At 62.9% G+C, this 15,249-nt stretch carries 10 protein-coding genes; 8 read left to right on the forward strand and 2 right to left on the reverse strand.

What is annotated here, in order from left to right:
- Nucleotides 1-17: 17 nt before the first annotated feature.
- A complete protein-coding gene (locus J3P92_RS00470; protein WP_434649575.1) occupies nt 18-2,231 on the reverse strand; it encodes an LTA synthase family protein in 2,214 nt (737 codons plus the stop codon).
- A 244-nt stretch (nt 2,232-2,475) separates the two neighbouring features.
- Between J3P92_RS00470 and J3P92_RS00475 the strand changes: the two genes are divergently transcribed.
- The 4 genes from J3P92_RS00475 (at nt 2,476) to J3P92_RS00490 (ending at nt 7,560) form a co-directional block, all read left to right on the forward strand.
- Nucleotides 2,476-3,378 carry a LysR family transcriptional regulator gene (locus J3P92_RS00475; protein WP_434649577.1) on the forward strand — a complete coding sequence of 301 codons (903 nt, stop codon included), beginning with the start codon at nt 2,476-2,478 and terminating at the stop codon, nt 3,376-3,378.
- Between the two features lie 125 nt (nt 3,379-3,503).
- Nucleotides 3,504-4,130, forward strand: coding sequence for a glutathione S-transferase family protein (locus J3P92_RS00480; RefSeq protein ID WP_434561516.1), 627 nt, complete (start codon nt 3,504-3,506; stop codon nt 4,128-4,130).
- A gap of 99 nt (nt 4,131-4,229) precedes the next feature.
- Nucleotides 4,230-5,423: a DUF3142 domain-containing protein gene (locus J3P92_RS00485; protein ID WP_434649579.1), complete on the forward strand. Its 1,194-nt coding sequence runs from the start codon at nt 4,230-4,232 to the stop codon at nt 5,421-5,423.
- The gene (locus tag J3P92_RS00490) at nt 5,410-7,560 is read left to right on the forward strand and encodes a hypothetical protein (RefSeq protein WP_434649581.1); all 2,151 of its coding nucleotides are present in this window, start codon (nt 5,410-5,412) and stop codon (nt 7,558-7,560) included. Before J3P92_RS00485 ends, J3P92_RS00490 begins: the two co-directional genes overlap by 14 nt.
- 101 nt (nt 7,561-7,661) lie before the next feature.
- Here J3P92_RS00490 and lpdA read toward each other — a convergent pair whose 3' ends face one another.
- Complete coding sequence (gene lpdA, locus J3P92_RS00495) at nt 7,662-9,062, reverse strand: dihydrolipoyl dehydrogenase (protein ID WP_434649583.1); 1,401 nt, start codon at nt 9,060-9,062, stop codon at nt 7,662-7,664.
- A gap of 207 nt (nt 9,063-9,269) precedes the next feature.
- Here lpdA and hflK (J3P92_RS00500) point away from each other — a divergent pair, with 207 nt between their 5' ends.
- The 4 genes from hflK (J3P92_RS00500) to J3P92_RS00515 are packed head-to-tail and all read left to right on the forward strand — an operon-like array spanning nt 9,270 to nt 15,191.
- Nucleotides 9,270-11,231 carry a protease modulator HflK gene (hflK, locus tag J3P92_RS00500; protein ID WP_434651210.1) on the forward strand — a complete coding sequence of 654 codons (1,962 nt, stop codon included), beginning with the start codon at nt 9,270-9,272 and terminating at the stop codon, nt 11,229-11,231.
- On the forward strand, nt 11,228-12,250 hold the full coding sequence (gene hflC, locus J3P92_RS00505) for a protease modulator HflC (RefSeq protein ID WP_434649585.1): 1,023 nt from the start codon (nt 11,228-11,230) through the stop codon (nt 12,248-12,250). The genes hflK (J3P92_RS00500) and hflC overlap by 4 nt, the downstream gene beginning before the upstream one ends.
- A complete protein-coding gene (hflK, locus tag J3P92_RS00510) occupies nt 12,247-13,299 on the forward strand; it encodes a protease modulator HflK (RefSeq protein ID WP_434649587.1) in 1,053 nt (350 codons plus the stop codon). Before hflC ends, hflK (J3P92_RS00510) begins: the two co-directional genes overlap by 4 nt.
- Complete coding sequence (locus J3P92_RS00515) at nt 13,296-15,191, forward strand: heavy metal translocating P-type ATPase (RefSeq protein ID WP_434649589.1); 1,896 nt, start codon at nt 13,296-13,298, stop codon at nt 15,189-15,191. The genes hflK (J3P92_RS00510) and J3P92_RS00515 overlap by 4 nt, the downstream gene beginning before the upstream one ends.
- Nucleotides 15,192-15,249: the final 58 nt, after the last annotated feature.

Below are 15,249 nucleotides of genomic sequence, written 5' to 3' on the forward strand. Positions count from 1 at the left end.
GCTGCGCGTTTTTGCTTTCAGCTGGACTGCGCCTCGCTGTCGTCCTGCATGTCATCCAGATATTCCGGTTGGTCGGTCTGGTCGGGCAGCTCGGTCACAACGCTGAAGTCGCTGATTTCGATAGCGCCCACACCATGACCCAGCAAGTGGAAAGAGAACGCCTTGCGCGGTTGCGGGTTGTCGAAATGGATGTCCATCACCAGCGGTTGATCCATGGTAACCGCCACGTCGGTGGGCAAGTCCATCGGCACGTCCTGCTCGAATTCCTTGGCCTTGAGTGAAATGTACGCGGCGTGGCCAGTGTCCACCGCGCGAATGGTCAGGCTGACGCGTGTGCGGGTGCCCTTGGGCATTTCCAGGTATTGGGCGCCGATCAGGTTGTCGGTCCAATCGTTGGAAACCTGGGCGGGCAGCGGGATTTTTTCGTTGCTGCCAAACTGGTAATGCTGGTTCAGGGGCGTCGCCAGCAGCGTTTGGTCCAGGGCGGTGGCCCGCGCGGCGATCAGCCGGGCGCGCTGGCCGCTGTATTGCCCGGCGTAAGTGGCGCGATCGGCGATGAAACCCTCGCTCTTGTAGTCACGGCAGCGTTGCAGGAAATCACATTCGGTGAAGGTGCCCTTGCCATCGTGATAGCGCAGCTTGCCGTTGGTGAACGACATGATTTCCCGGCCCGTCGCGTAGTGCCTGAACATCGAGCGGCCGGACAGGGACGTTGGCACGTCGAAACCGAAGTAATCGAGCACCGAAGCGGTCAGGTCGACATGGCCATGCACCCCTTGCTTGATTGCCGGCAAGGGCTCTGGTGCCAGAGTCAGGTTGAAACCCCAGGACGATGCCAGGCGCACGTCGTCGATGCCATGGGACTCGTCCGAGGTGATGACCACCAGGGTGTTGTCCAGATTTCCCTGGTGTTCAAGGCTCGTCAGGAAGACGTCCAGCGCGTCGTCCAGATAGCCCACAGCCGCCTGCTTGGCGGTGTCGTAGCGCTCCAGATAATCGTCCGGTGCCGAGTAGGGTTGGTGCGTGCCTACCGTCAGCAGGGTGAGCATCCACGGCTTGTCCGCTTGTTGCAGTTGCCCGACGTAATCCAGCGCGCCTTCGAAAAAGGTCTTGTCATCCTTGCCCCAGGGAAACTCCAGGTAAGCCGGTCGAGTGAACCACTCCATGCCCAGGGTCGTATCGAAGCCGATATGCGGCATGATCCGGTCCTTGGCCATGAACCGCAGCCCGGCACCTTGCAGGAAGTGGGTGGAGAATCCGTGCTTGCGCAACTGGGCGGGCAGGCAGGCCTGGTTGCGCTGGGTCTGGTTCAGCATCTCGACGCCCTTGGGCGTGCCGTTGTCGAGTTTGTCGTAATCCCCGCACAGCATCGCGTACAGGCCACGGATGGTCTGGTGGCTGTGCAGCACGTAGTCGGGCGTGTTCATCCCGCGCTCCGACCAGGCGCTGAGGCGCGGCATCAGATTCGCGTGATAGCTGCTTTGCAAAGCCTGGCGGTTGGTTTCCAGATAGGCACCCGGAATGCCTTCCAGGGCGATGATCAGCACATTGCGCGCGCGGCCCGGGGCGGCAAGCAGCTTTTGCCCCTCCAGGTCCAGGCGGGTCAGCCCTTCCATGGGGGGAAGCGGTTCCGGCGTGTTGCCCGCCAGCCACTGCTCCAGATGTTCTTGCCCGGCGGCGACGCTGGCGGTCATGAGCTGGTGGGGCAGGTTGAACAGGTTCCACTGATCCGCCTCGCTGGGGCGCCAGCTTTGAACGCCGGCATGGGCCAGCAACAGCATTGTCGGCATGGCCCAGGCGTGGCGCGGCAAGGGCGGGGCCTGGCGGCTTCGATTGGCCCACTGGACGGCCAGGCAAAGCACCAGGGCTGTCAACATGACTGCCGCGAGCCAGGGATGCGCGAAGCCGCCGCTGCTGGAGTTCTCGACGAATTGTGGGTCGGTCAGGTACTGGATGTCCGCAGGCGTTGGCATCCGCCCGACCGCGTTGACCAGCTCGATACTGGTGAGCGTCAATACACACCATGCCAGCAACACGGGCAAGGCCAGCCACCAGGGACGCCGATAGAGCAGGACGACCAGCAGGGTGCCCATGGCGATATCCGAGAGATAGCCCAGCGGGTCGGACCAGCCCAATGCGACGCGCAGTCCCATGGGGACCAAGAGGACGCATCCCGCCAAGGCGATGAGGCGCGCGAGGGGATGAGTCAGGGGGCGGTGGACAATATTCACGGAAAACGGCCTTCGGGTCTAACCAATCACACACCTTGCGGGAACGGCTCGCTCCCACAAGATTTCATTTAATGGTCATGAGTTTTTCATAACAGTGTGCTGGATGGTATCAAGCCCAGTAGCCATTGTTGGCCTATGGCCTCGCGGCTGGCTACGGTTCGCTTGCCAAGCCCCCTACAATGGCGTCCGCCGCGGCTTTTCGGCGTGTACAAAACTTGTATCAGGATTTCTCATCGGAGGATGGATGGACAGGTTCCAGGAAATGCAGGTGTTTGTCGCCGTGGCCCAGGAGTCGGGATTCTCATCGGCTGCGCGACGCCTGGGTTTGTCGGCGGCCAGCGTGACGCGCGCAGTGGCTGCGTTGGAGCAACGCATCGGTACGCCGTTGTTGGTACGGACTACACGCAACGTCTACCTGAGTGAAGCCGGCCAGCGCTTTCTCGATGACAGCCGGCGGATCCTGGGCGACCTGCAGGAAGCCGAGGATTCCGCCGCGGGCAGTCACGCCCAACCCCGCGGGCAATTGACCATCACGGCACCCGTGCTGTTCGGACAGCTGTTTGTCACGCCATTGCTGGTGGATTATCTGGGTCGCTTCTCCGAGGTCTGCGTCAACGCCTTGCTGCTCGATCGCACCGTCAGCATGGTGGAGGAGGGCATAGACGTGGCCGTGCGCATCGGCGAGCTGCCCGACAGCAGCCTGCACGCCGTACGTGTCGGTGAGGTGCGGCGGGTGGTGTGTGGCTCCCCGGATTTCTTTGCCCGCCACGACCTTCCGCGGCACCCTCAAGACCTCGAGCGGATGCCGGTGGTGTCTTCATCGGCGATCGGCCAGATCAAGAACTGGACCTTTGTCGAGGCCGGCCAGCCATTGTCCGTCCGGCCCGCGCCGCGGCTGGTGGTGACGGCCAATCAGGCCGCCATCACTGCGGCGTGCCAAGGCTTGGGGATGACGCGGGTGCTGTCTTACCAAGTGGCCGGCAACCTGGCTGCCGGTGAGCTGGAAATCGTCCTGGAGGAATTCGAGCTGCCGCCCCTGCCGATCCACGTGGTGTATCAGGGCGGGCGCAATGCGTCGGCGCGGGTGCGCAGCTTTGTCGACTTCATGGTCGGCGCGTTGCGAGAACACCCGGCCTTGAAAGGCTGACGCATTGTTTCGCCAGCAGAAATAATGGATTGCGTTTGCAGGTGATTCCACAGCGTCGGGCTTGGGCAGAAGATGGGCCATCGACGCCGTTCTGCTGATGGCGTCATCTCTGAGCGGAGTCGACCATGAACCCTATCAAGCTCTATCACTTTCCACTCTCGGGCCACGCCCACCGTGTGCAGCTGATGCTCTCGCTACTCGATCTGCCTGTGGAGATCAGCTTTGTCGACCTGGCCAAGGGCGCGCACAAACAAGCGGATTTCCTGGCGATCAACCCGTTTGGCCAGGTGCCGGCCATTGATGACAACGGCGTGGTACTGGCTGACTCCAACGCGATCCTGGTGTACCTGGCAAACAAGTACGGCCAGGGCCGTTGGCTGCCAACGGACCCGGTCGGCGCCGCTCGCGTCCAGCGCTGGTTGTCGGTAGCCGCCGGGCCACTGCATGCCGGACCGGCCACGGCGCGGCTGATCACGGTGTTCGGTGCCTCTCATAATGCCGAAGAGGTGATCGCCCGTGCCCACAGCCTGCTCAAAGTCATCGACCAAGCCCTGGCCAACAGCGCCTATCTGGTCGGCGACGCCCCGACCATTGCCGACATCGCCAGTTACAGCTACATCGCCCACGCGCCCGAGGGTAATGTTTCGTTGCAAGACTATCCCCATGTGCGCGCATGGCTGGCGCGGATCGAAGCCCTGCCTGGCTTCGTCGGGATGCCGCGTACGGCTGCGGGATTGCAGACAGAAGTCTGAGCGCCTGGCCGGTTATGGCGGGGGCAATGCCCCCGCCAGCGGTTTCTGAAGGAACCTGGAAGGGTTAATCTGCCAACCTTTCTCGGTTGGCTGCGTTTCATGACTTTTATCCACAGGCTGGCGCTGGTCTTCGCCGCGTTGTTCCTGAGCGGCTGTGACCAGCCCGCGCCTGCCGTCCTTGATCAACAGCTCTATGTCTGGCAACGCCAGTGGACGCCGGCCCACGAAGGCGCGCTGCGCCAAAGCCACGGCGATTTTTCCAGCTTGCGGGTGTTGGCGTTGCAGGCGTTTCCGGGAGCTGGCTGGAGCCGTGCGCGTATTGACCCCGCATTGCTCAAGGCTGACGGCCGACCGCTGGTTGCGGTGATTCGTCTGGACGGCCAGCTCAGATCTCTGGACCAGGACGATGTGATCGCACAGATCCAACAGTTGCTGGCCCACTGGCGGGCCCAGGGCCTGGTGCCGATGGGTGTGGAAATCGATCACGATGCGGGCACTGCACGGCTACCGGCGTACCGGACCTTTCTCACCCGGTTGCGACAAACCTTACCCACCACGCTACAGCTCAGCATCACGGCGCTGCCGGCCTGGCTCGATAGCCCCGAGTTGCCTGAATTGTTGGCGACCGTGGACAGTAGCGTCTTGCAGGTCCATGCGGTCAGCGATCCTCGCCAAGGTCTGTTCGATGCGCAACAGGCCAGGCGTTGGGCCGAACGCTGGGGCGAGATCACCGCGCGGCCGTTCTATTTGGCCTTGCCGGCGTATGGTGTCGCGCTGCTGACCCAGGAAAACGGTGCGCCCGTGGTGGAAAGCGAAGTGCCTATCGACCGGGGCGGCGAACGCCGGGAATTGCGGGCCGATCCACAACAGGTCGCCGACCTGACGGCAAAGCTGCGCGCCGAACCGCCTGGGCACCTGGCCGGAATCGTCTGGTTTCGGTTACCGCTGCCGGGAGATCGACGGGCATGGAGCCTGGCCACCCTTGGCGCGGTGGCCCGTGGCGACAGGCTCCACAGTCGTATGGCGGTGCGCATTGACGAGCAGGACGGCCTCTACGATATCTGGCTGGTGAACCAGGGCAATCTCGACAGCGCTTGGCCCCAGCGGCTGACGCTGACGGTGGGCGCATGTGACGGGGTCGATGCCCTGTCGGGTTATGCATTGCAACATACCCCCGGAGTGCTTACCTTCACGCGCATTCAGGAAGGTCGCCTGGCTGCCGGTGCCCAACGGGCGATCGGCTGGGCGCGCTGCACAAAAATTGACCAAGGAGGTTTCAATGTCTACCCGTAAGTGGCCTCGTCGCCTGCTATGCCTGAGCCTCAGCCTGCCCATGGGCCAGGCGCTGGCCTGTGGACCGGAGTTCCCCATGCGCCTGCTGGATAACCGGGCCCAATCCTTGGCGGAGTTGCCCGAAGGCAGCTTTCGTTTCGAGGTCAGCCGTCTCGGTCAGGCCATTGCGGGGCTGAAGCCAACCACGGATGCGACGCGCAACCCCGACTACAGTTATGACGATGTGGCCTCCTACGTTGAACAACGCAACAAAGCCGAACAGCTCGGCCTGACGCCACCGCAACAAGCGGTGGTAGAGCGGCTGCGAGCAGTGGGCGATGTTGAGCAGGTCGCCAGCGAAGCGGCGAACCTGCCCGCCGAGCTGCGCTTGTACGCGGTGGGCGCGGCGGCTTTCAACGCTGGCGATCACCAGCGCGCCGCCGAATCATTGCAACAATTGCTGGCGCTGCCCGCCGACGAGCGCCGCCTGCGCAGCACCTGGGCGGCCTATTCCCTGGGCCGCGCGTTGTTCGCCATGAGCACCGAGGCCGGTCGCGGCGACCCCACTATTTTGCGGGATCAGGCGCGCCAAGCCTTTCGCCAGGCCCGAGAGTTGAGCGTCGCCGGTTTCAGCGACCCGTTGGAACTGGGCGTCGCCAGTCTCGGTGAGGAGGCCAGGGTGGCCTATACCGCCGATGACTGGGACAGTGCCATCGGGCTGTACGCGACCCAGAACCTGCAGGGTTCTCCGGTCGGCTACAGCTCGTTGTTGCAGTTGGCGAGTAGCCTGAAGCTCGAATCCGACGAGCGCCTGAGGGAATTGCTCAAGACCAAAGGCGTCCAGCGCCTGGCGACGGCGTATTTGCTCAGCCGCGTCGGCTGGTGGGACGGCGAAGAGCCATCCGGCGAGAAACAACTCGTCAAGTTGCTGCAGGCCAGCGCCCGGGGCAACCTGGACGATGCGGATCGCCTGGCTGCGGTGAGTTATCAACACGGCGACTACTCCGGCGCCAAGGCTTTCGTGGATAAAGCCGCCGACACTGGGCTGGCCTGGTGGGTGCGCGCCAAACTCGCCCTGCGCGACGGAGACAAGGTTGCTGCGGCGGCGGCTTATGCCAAGGCCGCCCAGGCATTTCCGAAGGAGGAATCCTGGGGCGATCGACGCACGCCGGACTGGGACTACGAGACGGTCCAGCCCAAGTGCCGGGTCGAAGGTGAAAGCGCGATCCTAGCGTTGCAGCGTGGTGATTACCTGCAAGCGTTCGATCAGCTTTATCGCGGCGGCAACAATTATTGGTATGACGCCGCGACGGTCGCCGAGCGCGTGCTGACGGTCGATGAACTCAAGCAATACGTAGACGCCCAGGTTACGGCTCCGCCGCCATTGAGCCAGGAAGAGCGGGACAATTATGTACAACTGTCGGTGCCGGCGAAACTGCGTAACCTGCTGGGTCGTCGTCTGCTGCGCGAGGGGCGCTACGACGAAGCACCGGCGTATTTCGACAGCGTTCAGCTGCAGGTAAGTGCCGAATATTACGGGCAAATGCGCAAGGATGCCGAGTCCAAATGGTGGCCGACCGGACGCGCCAAGGCGTATTTCCTTGCGTCCACGGTAGCGCGCGACATGGGCATGCAGCTGCTCGCTTATGAGATGGCGCCGGATTACGCCAGTCTGGAAGGCAACTACAGTTTTGAACCAGTGGAACTGAAGGTTGGCCCCTTATTGTCTGAAGGCGAGGTGCAAAGGCAACAGGCCAGCGCAGCCGAACCGGACCAGCGATATCACTATCGGTTTGTCGCCACTGCATTGGCGAGTCGGGCGGCGGACAATCTACCCCATACCAGCCAGGCGTTTGCAGCGGTGCTGTGTTATGCATGGAGATACAATTCAAGCCCTGAAGAGCAGGGAGCGTTGTACCGGCGGTATATAGAGGAAGGGCCTTACGTGGAATGGGGATGGCATTTTGGGGAGTTATGTCCATTTCCGGACTTTGACAAGGCAGACAAGCGCTATGTCACGCAGGCGCTGAGTCCGATTCGCTCGGCGTTGCGGCCCTATAAAATCTGGGTGCAAGTGGGCAGCGTAGTGCTGGTTGTAGCCGTTGGGCTGGCATTGATCAGCCGTCGCCAGCGCAAGGCACGGTTGGCGGCGCGCTGATTGTGGAGGCGAGCCTGTTTGCGATGAGGCTGAGTCAGTAGGTGTGGATGAGACTGACCTGACGCCATCGCGAGCAAGCTCGCTCCCACAGGAATGCGGCGCTACATCTGCGTCGCCATTCCTTCCACATTCATCGCCGCCTGGCGCAATGCCTCCGAGCGGGTCGGGTGCGGGTGGCAGATCAGGGCGATGTCTTCGGCCGAGGCGCCGAACTCCATCGCTACGCAGTATTCGCCAATCATTTCGCTGACGCTTGGGCCAACCAGATGCACGCCGAGGATCTCGTCGGTGTGCTCATCGGCCAACACTTTGGCGAACCCTTCGGTTTCGTGATTGATCTTCGCCCGGCTGTTGGCCGTAAAAGGGAATTTCCCGACTTTGTAGGCGCGGCCCGCAGCCTTGAGCTGTTCCTCGGTCTTGCCGACGCTGGCCAGTTCCGGCCGGGTATAGATCACGTTGGGGATCAGGTCGTAATTGACCTCGCCGGCCTTGCCGGCAATCTGCTCGATGCAGGCCATGGCCTCGTCTTCGGCCTTGTGGGCGAGCATCGGCCCGGACGTGACATCGCCGATCACCCAGACACCGGGCGCCTCAGTGCGGTGGCGCTTGTTGGCGAGCAGGCCACGCGGGTCGGTCGTCAACCCGACATTTTCCAGCCCCAGCCCTTGTGTGTAAGGCCGGCGGCCAATGGCGACCAGCACGTAATCGGCGTCCAACGTCTGCGCGTTGCCGCCTGCTGCGGATTCGACCTGTAACTGCACGCCGTTGGCCGAGGACACGGCGCCAGTGACCTTGGCCCCCAGCTTGAATTGAATGCCCTGTTTCGCCAGGGCTCTCTGCAAGGTCTTGCCGGTGTCCGCATCCACACCCGGGCAGATGCGATCGAGGTATTCCACCACGGTCACTTCAGCGCCCAGGCGTCGCCAGACTGAGCCCAGTTCCAGACCAATGACCCCCGCGCCGATGACCACCAGGTGACGGGGCACTTCGCCGAGGGACAATGCGCCAGTGGAATCGAGGATGCGCCGGTTATCGACCTCTACTCCGGGCAGTGGCGTCGGCTCGGAGCCGGTGGCGATAACGATGTCCTTGGCGCCGAGTTCAACCTTGCCGCCATCGCCGCCGGTGACGCTCACCTTGCCGGGCCCATCGATATGGCCCCAACCCTTGATCCAATCGACCTTGTTTTTGCGAAACAGAAACTCGATGCCCTTGGTCAGGCCCGCCACGCTTTCGTCCTTTTGTTTCATCATCTGAGCGAGGTCGAGGGTAGGGCTGACGTTGATGCCCAGATTGGCAAATTCCGCGCCCTTGGCCGCTTCGTACAGCTCAGACGCGTGGAGCAGTGCCTTGGAGGGCATGCAACCGACGTTCAGGCAGGTGCCGCCCAGCGTTGCGCGGCCTTCGATGCAGGCGGCCTTCAAGCCCAACTGCCCGGCCCGAATCGCTGCGTTATAGCCGCCGGGACCGCCGCCCAGAATGATCACATCGTAATCGCTCATCACTGTTCTCCCGCCTCGTCCAAAAAATTATGTACGTAATATGAGCGTTTCCGGAGATTACGGTCAAGGCTAAAGTCACCAGGGCTGGCCGTGAAAAATTCAACACGGAAATTTCACAGCACCGGTTATAAAGTAACGAACGTAGCGGAGCGGTGGCGGTTTTATCCACAGCCCTGAATTTGGTTTTTCCACATGCGCTGGGATGACATGCAAGTCGATCTAGAAATCGAAGGGGCACGGGTGGCCGAGTGGCCGCGCTTTCAGCGTGCTGCGCTCCAGACACGCCGCTTGAAGCGGATCGCGTTGGCGCTGGCCGGCCTGGCGGGATTGGGCCTGGCACTGGCGTTTTTCATCGGATTGTTCTCGCCGCAATCCTTGTGGCCTGCCCTGTTGGTCAGCCAAAGCGCCGGCCTTATTGTGTTGTTGGCGGGCCTGCAATCGGCCGGGTGGGTGACGCGTTGGCGCAGCGAGGCGCTGGCGCCTGCGGTGGACAACGCACTTGTTGAAACCGAGCCGGTTGAAGACTCGGATTGGTATGAGCGGATGCTCGAGGGGATCAGCGCCCGCTGGGTCGGTCTGCTGAAGCAAATCGGGGCGCCCGCGTTGTGGCTTTCTGGTTGGGCGCTCCTGGCGTTGCTGAGCCTTGAGCAAGCCTGGAATCTAGATTTGCCTGCTGCATCGCTTGGGGTGTCGGCGAGTGTCGGGGCGGTGGTCTCGTTATTGCTGGCGTTCAGCTTGCTGGTGTTTGAACGCCAACTGGCCCAGCAACCGCCAATCGAGTGGCCGGAAGCCTTGCCATTGGCACAGCTCGCGCGGGTGGCGATCGCCGTGCTTGTCCTTGGCGCATTGTGCCTGCTGTTCGCCGCCGATACGTCGATCTGGCCGACGCGCCTGGGAGTGTTGATCGGGGTGTTGCCAGGGCTGGTCGCGGTGGAGCTGCTGTTGCGCGCCATACTCTCCTTATTCAGCCCGCGCCGCGACTCCCTCGAGCCGACGCTGATGGGTCGCAGCTTTGTCGCCGATCTGCTGCGCTGGCCGCCGCAACCGTTGCTGGTCTTGCAGCACGAGTTGCACAACCGTTTCGGCATCGACCTGCGTCAGATCTGGGCGTTCAGCTATATGCGCCGGGCATTCTTTCCTGTGCTGGCGCTGGTGGCGCTGGTGGGCTGGTCGCTCACCGGCGTGCATGAAGTGGCGTTGCAGGAGCGCGGAATCTACGAGCGATTCGGCGAGCCGGTGCAAGTCCTTGGCCCAGGCCTGCATGGGGGCCTCCCTTGGCCGTGGGGCAGGGTGCTCAAAGTGGAAAATGGTGTCGTGCATGAATTGGCGACCAGCGTTGGCGATAGCAACGCGCTTGTGCAAGCGGAACCGGCCGAAGGACCGGCGCCGGTCAACGCCAATCGGTTATGGGACGCCACGCATGTGAACGATAAATCCCAAGTCATCGCCAGCCGGCGTGCCGATAAACAAAGCTTCGAGATCGTCAACATGGATGTGCGCTTTGTATATCGCATCGGCCTGACGGATGCCGCAGCGCTTGCTGCGACGTACAACAGTGCCGATGTGCCAACGATGATCCGCAGCACGGCCAGCCGCATCCTCGTGCATGAATTCGCATCGCGCACGCTGGACGGTTTGCTGGGCGCGGACCGGGTCAGCCTGGCCGACGAAATCGGCCGTGCGGTGCAGGCTGACTTGCAATCGTTGGACAGCGGCGTTGAGATTCTTGCGACAGTGGTCGAGGCGATCCATCCTCCGGCTGGCGCGGCGAATGCCTATCACGGTGTGCAAGCGGCGCAGATCGGCGCGCAGGCATTGGTCGCCCGGGAGCGCGGCGCCGCGGCTGAACAGACCAACCAGGCGCAACTGCAAGCCAGCATCGCCCATGACCAGGCCCAAGCCACGGCGAGGGAAATCAACGCCGCCGCCGAAGCCGCGGGCCTGCGCTTCGATGCCGAACGCCAAGCCTATGCGAAGGCAGGCCACGCCTTCCTCCTTGAGCAGTACTTCAGCCAACTGAGCCATGGCCTGGACAAGGCCAATCTGCTGATTCTCGATCATCGCGTGGGCGGCAGCGGCAACGCGCCGACCCTGGATCTGCGCACTTTCCCGCTGCCGGCGGACCCTGCGTCGCCACGTAACCCTGTCCTGCCAGGAGCTGCCCATTGAGCCAGTCTTCGTCACACGACCATCACGACCACGGCCATGTTGGTCATCACCACGGGCATCATCATCACCACGGCGACCCGCAGCAGGCTGGTCCGTTTCCCTGGAGGCGCATGGGCTGGGCAACGCTGTTGGTGGTGTTTGCCATAGCGGCTGCCAGCCTGGTGCAAGTGCGCTCGGGGGAGGCCACCGTTATCACCCGTTTTGGCAACCCGGCGCGAGTGCTGCTGGAACCGGGCCTGGGCTGGCGCTGGCCGGCGCCATTCGAAGCAGCGGTCCCGGTGGATTTGCGGTTACGTACCAGCTCCAGCGGATTGCAGGATGTCGGTACTCGCGATGGGCTGCGAATCATTGTTCAGGCCTATGTCACTTGGCAGGTGCAAGCGGACCCGGAAAATGTGCAGCGTTTCATGCGGGCAGTGCAGAACCAGCCAGACGAAGCCGCACGGCAAATACGCACGTTTGTCGGCTCGGCGCTGGAAACCACGGCCGCCAGTTTCGATTTGGCGAATCTGGTCAATACCGATGCCAGCCAAGTGCGCATCGTCGATTTTGAAACCCAACTGCGTCAACAGATCGAGCAGCAACTGCTGACAACCTACGGTGTGCGGGTCTTGCAAGTGGGCATCGAGCGCCTGACTTTGCCTTCGGTAACGCTTACCGCAACCGTGGACCGCATGCGTGCCGAACGAGAAACCATCGCCACGGAGCGCACCGCCATCGGTAAGCGTGAAGCAGCACAAATTCGTTCGGCGGCTGAACGTGACGCGCGAATCATGCAAGCCGACGCCACCGTCAAAGCTGCCGAGATAGAGGCACAATCTCGCGTGGAGGCAGCGCAGATCTATGGAAGGGCCTATGCGGGTTCGCCCCAGCTTTACAATCTGCTTCGCTCGCTGGACACCTTGGAGACCATCGTCAGCCCGGGCACCAAGCTGATTCTGCGCACAGACGCGGCGCCATTCCGGGTGTTGGTGGACGGCCCTCCTTCACTGGAACCCAAGGGCGGGACCCAGCCATGAGTTTGGTTCCACGTGGAACAAACGAGCTGTCCAGTCCATGGATTCAGGCCGGACGCCTGTCGTTCCTTGCGCTTTACACGGTCACTGTCCTTGCCGCGTTGGCCTGGTTATTCGCCAACGTGCGGCAGGTTGCTCCGCAGGACCGCGCGATGGTTTTGCACTTTGGCGCACTGGATCGTGTCCAGAACGCGGGACTTTTATGGGCATGGCCTCGTCCCGTGGAACAGGTGATCCTACTGCCGGCGGCGGATCGAGTCCTGGAACGCCGCGTAGAAAATCTGCTCCGCTCGGATGCGGCGCTACAGGCCGATCGAGTGGCCAGCTTCGCTTCGCCAGTGACGGATGCCTTGGCGGGTTCTGGTTATTTATTGACCGGTGACGCCGGCGTGGTGCAGCTGGACGTGCGGGTTTTCTACAAGGTCACCGACCCTTACGCGTTCGTCCTGCAAGGCGAACATGTCTTGCCGGCCCTGGATCGGTTGGCGACCCGCAGTGCCGTGGCTCTTGCCGCAGCCCGGGACCTGGACACGATCCTGGTGGCTCGCCCCGAATTGTTGGGTAGCGATAGCCAGGCCGCGGAGCGTCGCGAGCGCCTTCGTGGCGATCTGGTGCAAGGTATCAACCGGCGACTCGCTGATCTTGCCGCGACAGGGCAGGGGTTGGGAATCGAAGTGGTGCGAGTCGACGTGCAGTCGAGCCTGCCCGGGCCTGCCGTGGGGGCTTTCAACGCAGTACTGACCGCCAGCCAGCAGGCCGACAAAGCTGTCGCCAGCGCCCGTACCGAGGCGGAAAAACAGACCCAGTCAGCCCGCCAGGAAGCCGACCGGGCCTTGCAGGTGGCCCATGCCCAGGCTGGCGAACGGCTCGCCAAAGCGTCGTCCGACACCGCTTCGGTGTTCGGCTTGGCCAAGACCCAGGGTAGCGATCCGCAGATGCCGTGGCGGCTGTACCGTGAACGCATGCCTGAAATCCTGCGTCGGGCCGGGTCGGTGACCACGGTCGATCCGAAAGACGATTCCCGCTTGATTATCCAAGGAGCCGGGCAATGACCGCTCAAGCCACTGCCGCACCGATGTTGTCTTCTGCCGAACAGCATGCAGCCGCTCGGCAGCTGACCTTGGCGATGCTCGCACTCGGTCTGCTCGCCTTGGGCCTGGCATGGCGCGGTTGGTCGCCAGGGCAAAACGGTGTCAGCCAGTTGTTGTTGGGTGCTGCCTCGTTGCTGGTAGCGGTGCCGGTAATGCGTTCCGCCTGGTACAGCTTGCGGTATCCGAGCTTGCATGGGGTCACGGATCAACTCATCGCCTTGGCAATGCTTGGGGCCTGGGCCACCGGCGATCTGCTGACGGCCGCGCTGTTGCCCATCATCATGATCTTCGGTCACGTGCTGGAAGAACGCAGTGTGATCGGCTCCCAGGAAGCCATCCACGCCCTCGGCCAGTTGACCCGAAGCCAAGGTCGCAAAGTGCAGGCCGACGGCTCGGTCATCGAAGTCGATAACGGCACGCTACGACCAGGCGATGTGGTGGAGGTTCGCGCCGGTGACAGGGTGCCTGCCGACGGGCGAGTCTTGTCCGGGCAAGCGAGCCTCGACACCGCGCCCATCACGGGCGAGTCCGTACCTGTGGAGGCGGTCGCGGGGATGGATGTGTTTGGCGGCGCGATCAACCTCGACGGTCTGCTGCGCCTGGAAGTGACGCGCATTGGCGAAGCGTCGACGCTGGGCAAAGTCATTGCCCTGATGCAAAACGCCGAGCGTTCCAAGCCGCCGATTACCCGCTTGCTCGAACGCTACGCCGGTCGTTACCTGGTGCTGGTGTTGCTGCTGGCGGCGGTGACCTGGTTTGTCACGAACGATGCCCAGGCGATGCTCGCGGTCCTGGTGGCGGCGTGTCCCTGCGCCTTGGTGCTGTCAGCGCCGGCAACGGCCATTGCCGGGATTGCGGTGGCTGCACGTCACGGGATCCTGATTCGCAGCTCGGCTTTCTTGGAGGAGCTGGCCGACCTGACTTCGCTGGTCATCGACAAGACCGGAACCTTGACCTACGGCACATTGCAACTGCAATCGATACAAGGCGCCTCGGCGGATCGCTCCGAGCTGCTGCCTTTGGCCGCCAGCCTCGGATCGGCCAGCAGTCATCCGGTCAGCCGAGCGCTGGCAGGGCAGGTGGCTGCGCAACATTATCTGCCGCTTAGCGATGTACACGAACGCCAGGGCCTGGGCGTGGTGGCCATGACCGGACGGGGCGAAGCCGCACTTGGTCGTCCCGAGTTGTTCGCCCGGCTGGGAATCGAGACGCCGGCCATTCCCGAGCATGACGGCCCAATCGCCGGCTTGGCCCTCGATGGGCAATTTCTCGCCTGGTTGCTGCTGGCCGACAGCGTCAAACCAGAAGCGCGGGCGGCCATGGCCGAGTTGCGCGAGCTTGGCCTGGGTCGCCAATTGTTGTTGACCGGAGATCGCCAAAGCGTGGCGACTGCGTTGGCGCAGCAGGTTGGTATCAACGATCTGCAAGCGCAGGCTTTGCCGGAAGACAAACTTAAACGGGTCATGGCCGAAATCGGTCACGGCTTCCGGCCGATGGTGGTGGGTGACGGGATCAACGATTCCCTGGCGCTGAAGGCCGGGGTGGTGGGGGTCGCAATAGGTGCCGGCGGGGCGGATATCGCGCTTGCGTCGGCGGATATCGTCCTGATTGGCAGTGATCTGAGGCGCCTTGGAACCTGTGTACGGTTGAGCCGGCAGTGCCGACGCACGTTGCAGGTCAATGTCATTATCGGCCTGGGCTGGACGCTCGCTATCGTTGCCTTCGCCGCATTTGGCTGGCTGGGCGCGGCGGGCGCGATGATCGCCGCGTTGCTGCACAACTTGAGCACCCTGTTGGTGCTGGGAAACGCTGGGCGTCTGCTGCGGTTCCAGGAACCGCTGTTGAGAATCTAACGAGCGAGCTGGAGCGAACTGTTGGCGGCGTCCGCAGTCACTTACGAGAGGGCACTCC

The organism is Pseudomonas sp. D3-27, from assembly GCF_051132165.1.
Taxonomy (GTDB): Bacteria; Pseudomonadota; Gammaproteobacteria; order Pseudomonadales; family Pseudomonadaceae; genus Aquipseudomonas.